Annotated in this window: 4 protein-coding genes; 2 read left to right on the plus strand and 2 right to left on the minus strand. The window is 63.4% G+C overall.

Translation table 11 applies throughout. The features are described 5' to 3' along the window. Together FS320_RS38190 and FS320_RS38195 are read right to left on the minus strand one after the other, a co-directional pair. Window positions 1-396, minus strand: a 396-nt coding sequence (locus FS320_RS38190; protein WP_152717492.1) for a CBS domain-containing protein, incomplete at its 3' end; no start/stop codon positions are given. A gap of 127 nt (window positions 397-523) precedes the next feature. Then, window positions 524-1,030: a DUF2267 domain-containing protein gene (locus FS320_RS38195; RefSeq protein ID WP_152717494.1), complete on the minus strand. Its 507-nt coding sequence runs from the start codon at window positions 1,028-1,030 to the stop codon at window positions 524-526. 443 nt (window positions 1,031-1,473) lie between these two features. Here FS320_RS38195 and FS320_RS50460 point away from each other — a divergent pair, with 443 nt between their 5' ends. Both FS320_RS50460 and FS320_RS38205 read left to right on the plus strand, forming a co-directional pair. Continuing rightward, entirely contained in the window at window positions 1,474-1,812 is a 339-nt protein-coding gene (locus tag FS320_RS50460; protein WP_342211969.1) for a c-type cytochrome, read from the plus strand. Window positions 1,813-2,431: 619 nt separating this feature from the next. Next, window positions 2,432-4,740, plus strand: a 2,309-nt coding sequence (locus tag FS320_RS38205) for a spermidine synthase (RefSeq protein WP_152717496.1), incomplete at its 3' end; no start/stop codon positions are given.

Genomic DNA, 4,740 nt, shown 5'->3' on the forward strand with positions numbered 1-4,740 from the left:
GCCGGCCACGGCTTCGCCGGCACGCCTGGCCTCATCTGTCACCGCCAGATCGCCGAGCGAGATGATGCCGACCAGCCGCTTTTCGCGGGTGAGCACCGGCAGCCGCCGCACCTGGATATCAGCCATGTTGCGGGCCACATCGTTGGTGTCGTCATCCTCGTAGCAGTACTTGACCTCGTCCGTCATCACCTCCCGGACAGGTGTGTCGGGGCCCCTGCCCTGAGCCACAGCCCGCACGGCGATGTCCCGGTCGGTAATCATGCCGACGAGGCGGTCGCCCTCGCGCACCGGCATGATGCCGGCGTCCATCTCAGCCATCAGACGGGCAGCATCCCGGATGGTCTGGTTTGGTTCGATCAGCCGCACATCCCGTGTCATGACTTCAGCTACACGCATATCTACCTCCATCAATCCAGTTGCAGTTGCTTGATCCGCAGCAGGATCATCACTCCTGCGACAAGGCCCGCTGCGGCTAGGACGAGGGCTACGATTCCCTCGCGTCCCACACGCGAGTGGACCGCCCTCAGGCGCGCCCGCCGCCCGTCGCGGCATCGTCACCCCGTGTGATGGCCCGCTCCACCTCAACCTGGGTGTCGGGTGTGACCTTAATCCAGATGGCCTGCACTTCGTCTGGGAGCGCGTGCTTGACCTTCTCGATCTGCCCCGGGTTCGCATGCCGCGACTGGATCCGGAACACGGCCTGGGTCGCGTTGCTAGCATCGATCGGGCGGATCTGAGCCAGCTGCTCACGGATGGGCTTCAGGAACACGTCAAGCGAGCGGGGCTTCTCGTCCATGCGGCCGGGGGCGTGCCACTGGTCATAGTAGAGGCCCCGCACCAGGAGCGGCAGCTGCGAGCCGAGATGGACGGCAAGTTCCAGCGGAATGCGGTCGCGGACGGCCCGCAAGACGGCACCCAGCACGTGCCAGGCGGCCTGCCGATCGGAGCCGATCTCCGCCATCAGTTCATCGAGCCAAATATGGGTGGTTTGCAGTGTCTTGTCGAAGACATCGAGACCAGTCGCGCTCATGGGAAACCTCCAGAGACTGCGAATGCTCACAAAGCCAACCCGGTGGGCGGTCGGTCGTTCCAGGACACTTTGACAGAAGTGAGTGGGCGGCTTGACGCACTGGGCGAGCTGGGGAATGCGGCAGGGTGACAGCATAATCCCGCAACGGATGTGCCTCGTGTTCCTGCCGCCTGAGCGGATCATGCCCCGCAACATCCAAGAGGGAATCCGCCCCTCCGGCTGGAGCATCAGTTCAGGAAGGGACGGCTCCTGCGCTATCCGACTTGGCTCATCGTTTCCACAAGGCTCCGAGACCATGGCTAGCGAAATGTTCGGCTGAGACAACGCGCTACCCCTTTGCTCCTGACACGCCTACGATCAGCCCCAGGAGATCTTTCGCAAGACCGCGCGTGGGATACACGACGCTTCTTCGAGCACCGGAAACGCGCAGATTTCACCGCGCCATGCTAATACGATTAACGGCTTTGCCGTTCTTAATAGCGATTCAGGTCACGCCTGTCGCAAACTTGCAGTATCCAAGCGTCAGCCGCGGTCATACCTTGGTTGAGGCGGCTTGCGCGGCCTGCCACGCTGTCGGGCGTTTCGATGCCAGTCCTTTGAAGAGTGCACCTCCTCTCAGGGATGTGCATAAACGTTATCCCGTCGAGAATCTCGCCGAGGCGCTTGCTGAAGGTCTCATTACAGGTCATCCTAGCAAGCCCGAGCTCCAGTTCGATGCGCGACGTCGCCGACATCATCGACTACCTGAAGTCACTCGAACAATGATTGGCTTGCAGCTGTAGTCCCCTCTGCAGGGCAAGCGCGAGGATCGTGTCCGACTGTTTTGGCATTGTGTCTCGTCCTGCTCGGCCTTGAACTAACCGCCGGCGAACCTTCGGCCTGTAATCTCCCTTTTAGCGGAAACAACCTCAAGAAGGTCAGCAACGCGTCTGCGCGGCAAAAAATGGTGCATCTCGTTCTCTCCCAGGAGCAAGCCGGCTTCGCGTAGAACGTGACGAGGTTGTCAATCAGGCCCGAACACGCGGTCAGCCTAATCTGGAAGGGCGTCCGATGGCCAGCACGCATTCCGAACAGGCTTAGTACGGGTGGGATCAGGACAGATATGGAGCAGACTAAATGAAGATCCGCTCACGCCGCCAATGCGGAAATTCGGATGAGGTCCACCATGCCAGAAGGCGGCATTCCACTTGGCTCCATGTCGGCGCGGTCCAGACCCTCGGCTTCGATCTCGGAGCTGCAGGAGCAATCAAAGCTGGACTGATTTGTGGCCAAGCTGACAGCGCTCCCGATTTGTGGGACAGTTCGTCCGCGTTGGATCTCCTGCCAATGAGCCTGCCGAGACCGTTCGGCTGACCCAATGGCAAGACCCGCGATCGATCCGCCAAGATATGGGGACGACAAGTGCAGAAGATTGCGCAGCGACTGTCGTTCTATACAGGCCTCGGCCTGATCACCGCAGCAACCCTGATGCTGCAGATCGTCGAAACCCGGATCATCTCCGTCACATCCTGGTATCACCTCGCTTTTTTCGTCATCAGCATCGCGATGTTCGGCCTCACGGCCGGAGCGGTCTGGGTTTATCTCCGGCCCGAGCGGTACCGCCCGGAGCAGCTGTCCTATCACCTGAGCACCGCCTCACTCAGCTTCGCCCTTGCGACAATCCTGGCGCTCCTGGTGCAGTTGACCATCGTCACGAGCCTGCCCGCATCGGTCATGTCCCTCGTCGTCTGGGCTGAGTTCGCCGTCGCCCTGTCTCTCCCGTTCTTCTTCTCCGGCATCGTTGTCAGCCTGGCCCTGACCCGCAGCCCCTTCCCCGTCGGCGTGGTCTATGGGATCGACCTGCTCGGTGCGGCTCTCGGCTGCCTCGGGGCCCTCGGGCTGCTCAATCTGGTCAGCGGCCCCTCGGCTGTGCTCTGGATTGCGGTCCTCATTGCCGCCGGCGCCCTTTTCTTCGCGCAGGCGGACCTCGGGGATGGGCCGCCGCGCCGGTCTGGAGCCGGTTGGCTTTTCCGGTACCGTGGCGGCGTGCTTGCGGGCCTTGCGATCCTCGCCCTCGCCAACAGCCTGATCGAGGGAGTCCGGCCGACGGTGGTGAAGGACCAGATCGAGCATCCGGCGACGATCGCCTACGAGAAATGGAACTCGTTCTCGCGTATCACGGTCGGTCAGCCCGAGAGGACGCGGCCGGCGCTCTGGGGGCCGTCCCCACGCTATGTCGCAGATCCGATCGAGCAGCGCTGGATGAACATCGACGGTGGTGCCGGGACGGCGGTCTATCGCTTCACCGGTGATCTGAACGAACTGGCCTTCCTCCGCTCCGACGTCACCAACCTCGCCTACGCGGTTCCCGGCCTCCAGACCGGGGCGGTGATCGGCGTCGGCGGCGGCCGGGACCTCTTGTCCGCGCGCTTGTTCGGTGTCTCAGACGTGGTCGGCGTCGAGATCAACCCGATCTTCATCGACCTGCTGACCCGGCGCTTCGCGAACGACACCGCCATCGGTCGACAGCCCGGCCTTTCCTTCGAGGTCGATGAGGCGAGAAGCTGGTTTGCCCGGGCCGAGCGTTCCTTCGACGTCATCCAGATGAGCCTGATCGACACCTGGGCGGCCACGGGCGCCGGTGCCTTCACCCTGTCGGAGAACGGCCTCTACACAGTCGAGGCCTGGCGGATCTTCCTCGAGCGCCTGACGCCGTCGGGGGTCTTCACCGTGAGCCGCTGGTATGCCCCCGGCGAGGTCAACGAGACCGGCCGCATGGTGAGCCTCGCAGTCGCAACGCTCCAATCTCTTGGGGTGACCGATCCGAAGAGACACCTCTTCATGGCGGCGTCGGACCATGTGGCGACCCTGGTGATGTCGCGCTCGCCGCTGTCGGACCAAGCCCTGGCGGCGCTCCGGCAGGCTGCGGACACCTACGCATTCCCCGTCCTGCTGAGCCCACAGGCACAGGCCGCCTCGCCGCTGCTCGAGAGCATCGTGTCGGCGCCCGACCGCAGCACGCTCGCGCGCGCCACAGAGGCCTCGTACCTCGACCTGAGCCCGCCGACCGACGCACGCCCGTTCTTCTTCAATCAGTTGCGGCTCGGTCGCCTTCTCGATCAGGACGTCTTCACGCTGGCCTCACGGGTGGGCGTCTATGGGGGCAATCTGAGTGCGACCCTGACGCTCGCCATGCTGATCCTCATCTCGGCCATTCTCGTCGCGGCGACGATCGTCGTTCCGCTGCGGTCTTCCGCGCGTTCGGGGCCATCCGGGCTGATCGGCGCCGGAACGTTGTATTTCGGCCTGATTGGCATCGGCTTCATGATGGTCGAGATTGGCCTGCTTCAGCGCATCAGCGTGTTTCTGGGCCATCCGGTCTATGCTCTCAGCGTCGTCCTCTTCAGCCTGATCCTGTCGACCGGCATCGGCAGCCTGGTATCCGAGCGTGTTCCACTCGACAGCAGCGCGAGACTGGTCGGCTGGTCGATCCTGACCAGCCTGTACCTTCTTCTCCTGCCGTTGTGGCTGCCCGACATCCTGCTCCGGCTTGAAAGCGCGGGCCTCGTGCTCCGAGCCGGGCTGGCGGTCCTGGTTCTCGCGCCGGCCGGCTTCCTCATGGGCTTTGGTTTCCCGACCGGAATGCGGCTGGTGTCGGCGATCGACAAGAAACCAACCCCGTGGTTCTGGGGCATCAACGGAGCAGCCGGTGTGCTCGCGGCCAGCGTCGC

Origin of the sequence: Microvirga tunisiensis (assembly GCF_009296175.1) — a bacterium.
Classification (GTDB): Bacteria; Pseudomonadota; Alphaproteobacteria; order Rhizobiales; family Beijerinckiaceae; genus Microvirga; species Microvirga tunisiensis.

Coding starts and splice junctions, on each gene's coding strand:
- FS320_RS38195 (WP_152717494.1), bottom strand. CDS start 1,030: ATGAGCGCGACTGGTCTCGATGTCTTCGACAAGACACTGCAAACCACC.
- FS320_RS50460 (WP_342211969.1), top strand. CDS start 1,474: ATGCTAATACGATTAACGGCTTTGCCGTTCTTAATAGCGATTCAGGTC.